Origin of the sequence: Janthinobacterium leeuwenhoeki (genome assembly GCF_051380795.1) — a bacterium.
Classification (GTDB): Bacteria; Pseudomonadota; Gammaproteobacteria; order Burkholderiales; family Burkholderiaceae_D; genus Janthinobacterium.
Window position 1 is genome coordinate 1 of sequence record NZ_JBNYXT010000069.1, and the last position, 2,830, is coordinate 2,830.

At 63.9% G+C, this 2,830-nt stretch carries 2 protein-coding genes; one reads left to right on the forward strand and one right to left on the reverse strand.

The window, feature by feature from the left end; genetic code table 11:
- Positions 1-167 precede the first annotated feature (167 nt).
- On the reverse strand, positions 168-1,661 hold the full coding sequence (gene scpC, locus ACQ4WS_RS25370; protein ID WP_436479715.1) for a succinyl-CoA:acetate CoA-transferase ScpC: 1,494 nt from the start codon (positions 1,659-1,661) through the stop codon (positions 168-170).
- A gap of 159 nt (positions 1,662-1,820) precedes the next feature.
- Here scpC and ACQ4WS_RS25375 point away from each other — a divergent pair, with 159 nt between their 5' ends.
- Positions 1,821-2,714, forward strand: a complete 894-nt coding sequence (locus ACQ4WS_RS25375) for a LysR substrate-binding domain-containing protein (protein ID WP_436479716.1) — start codon at positions 1,821-1,823, stop codon at positions 2,712-2,714.
- Positions 2,715-2,830 lie beyond the last annotated feature (116 nt).

A 2,830-nucleotide genomic window follows, 5' to 3' on the forward strand; every position in this document is an offset into this window, starting at 1 on the left:
AGATCCGCAGTCGCCCGCGGCACCCTTGCCGTTCAGCTAACTCTTCCCCTTGTCGGGCGAGTAGAGGACTTGCACCTCCCAGTGAGTGCGCCCTGCCGGGCGCACCGTAAAAAAGGGCAGGCGCGGTGCTGCACCGCCCTGCCCTGTCTTGAAGTGAGCCAAGCCTGCTACGCTGCCAGCATGCTCCGCGTTTCCTGGTAGCGCGTATGCCATGACAGCGCCTGCTCCAGGAGGTGCGGCGTATGGCCGCCGCGCTGGCACGCCGCGTCGTAATACGCGCGCAATTGATCGCGGTAATCGGGATGCGTGCAGCGCTCGATGATCAGCGGCGCCCGTTCGCGCGGCGCCAGGCCACGCAAGTCCGCAAAACCCCATTCCGTTACCAGCACGTCGACGTCATGCTCCGTATGGTCCACATGCGAGACCATCGGCACGACGCTGGAAATGCGCCCGCCCTTGGCCGCCGATTTCGACACGAACATCGACACTTGCCCATTGCGCGCAAAATCGCCCGAGCCGCCGATGCCGTTCATCATGTGCGTGCCGCACACGTGCGTGGAATTGACGTTGCCGTAGATATCGAATTCCAGCGCCGTGTTCAGCGCGATGATGCCCAGGCGGCGCACGATTTCCGGGTGGTTGCTGATCTCTTGCGGGCGCAGCACGATCTTCGAGCGGTAATGGTCGATATTGTCCATCAGCTTTTGATGCACGGCAGCCGAGAGGGTGATCGACGAGGCCGAGGCAAACGCCAGCTGGCCAGAATCGAGCAGCTCGATGGCGCTGTCCTGCAGCACTTCCGAATACATGGTCATGTTCTGGAAAGGCGAACCGATCAGGCCATGCAGCACGGCATTGGCGATGGTGCCGATGCCCGCCTGCAGGGGCAGCAATTCCGGCCCCATGCGCCCGGCCGCCACTTCGCCTTGCAGGAAGGCGATCACGTGGCCGGCGATGGCCTGCGTTTCCGCGTCGGGCGGCAAGGCATTCGACGGGCTGTCGGGGCTGTCCGTGATGACGATGGCGGCGATGCGGGCCGGATCGATGGCAATGGCCGTGCTGCCCAGGCGCTGGTCGACGCGCGTGAGGGGTATCGGTTCGCGCCCCGGCAAGGTTTGCGGAATATAGATGTCATGCAAGCCTTCCAGCGCCAGCGGCGTGGACAGGTTGATTTCGATGATGACTTGCGTTGCCTGCTGGGCGAAAGCGGCGGAGTTGCCCACCGACATGGTCGGGATGATGGCGCCGGCGGCCGTGATGGCCGTCGCTTCGATGACGGCGATATCGACGGCGGCCAGGTTGCCCGAGCGCAGCTGCTCGGCCGTTTCCGACAGATGCTGGTCGATGAACATGACTTCACCGTTGTTGATCTTGCCGCGCAGCACAGGGTCGACCTGGAACGGCATGCGGCGCACCAGCACGCCTGCCTCGGCCATCAGGCCGTCGCTGCCATTGCCCAGCGAAGCGCCCGTGATCAACGTCAGGCTGAGTGGGTCTTGCAAGGCGCGCTCGGCCAGCGCGCGCGGCAGGGCCTTGGCGTCGCCGGCACGGGTAAAGCCGCTCATGCCGACACGCATGCCGTTGTGGAACAATTTGGCTGCCTCATCGGCGCTCATGATTTTGCTGAGCAAGCCCGGGTGGCGGATACGGTCCTCGTACATCGTGATGCTCCTGACATTCTTAATATTCTCAAACTGGATGGCTGTCATACACCAACCCCATAAGTGGATTCAGTATAAAATCGCGGCTACATGCATGGCATGAATTAATTTCGCCAAACCCAGTCGATATTTTCATGCTTCGCCGAGGCGAGCCCCATCTTGGATATCCGTTCCCTGCGCTATTTTGTCGAAACCGTGCGCCTGTCGAGCTTTACGCAGGCGGCAGAATCGCTGCACCTGACCCAATCGACCATCAGCAAGATGGTGCGCCAGCTGGAAGAGGAAGTGGGCGCCCAGCTGCTGGTGCGCGACGGGCGCAAGCTGACCCTGACGGACACGGGCCGCATCGTCTACCAGCACGGCCAGGAAATGCTGGCCAATATGCGCCAGCTGACCCTGGAAGTGCGCGACACCCAGGCCTTGCAGCGCGGTAGCCTGGCGGTCGGCATCCCGCCCATGATCAATGTGCTGTTCACGCCAGTATTGAAGGCCTTCCGCGCGCGCCACCCGCACATCAGCCTGACCCTGCAGGAAGACACGGGCCAGCAGATCGAGCGCAAGGTGGCGGGGGGCGAGCTGGAAATCGGCATGACGGTGCTGCCGGCCGACCCGGAACTGGACCTCGTGGCAGTGGCAGTGGCCAGCTACCCGATCTGGGCCCTGGCCGAGCCGGGCACGTTCCAGAAAAACCGCACGACACTGCCCTTCAAGGCGCTGGCCGACCTGCCACTGGTGCTGTTAAAGGATGATTTCGCCCTCACCCGCAGCCTGCGCCAGCATTTCGCGCAAGCGGGCTTCACGCCGACCATCGCCGCCCAGAGCGGCCAGTGGGACTGGCTGGTGGCGATGGCCTCGGCCGGCCTGGGCGTGGCCCTGCTGCCGGAACCATTCATCCACCGCCTGGCCGGCGAACCGTTGGAGGCGGTGCGCCTCGTCGAACCGGAAGTGGCGTGGCAGGTAGCGCACGTCTGGAGCGGGCGCTATCTGTCGCACGCGGCGCGCGCCTGGCTCGAGGTGTGCCAGGACGTGCTGGGCACGCAGTTCGCGCACTGAATCGAGTAGGGAGCTGAGTTACCTCAGCCGCCCTCTCACACCACCGTACGTGCGGTTCCGCATACGGCGGTTCATTTCACAAGCTGGAAGCGCTGCTGGGTGTCCAGCAGCGAAAC

What these genes read in the sequence shown, in the direction of transcription:
- scpC (WP_436479715.1), bottom strand. Translation starts at nt 1,661, where the DNA reads ATGTACGAGGACCGTATCCGCCACCCGGGCTTGCTCAGCAAAATCATG.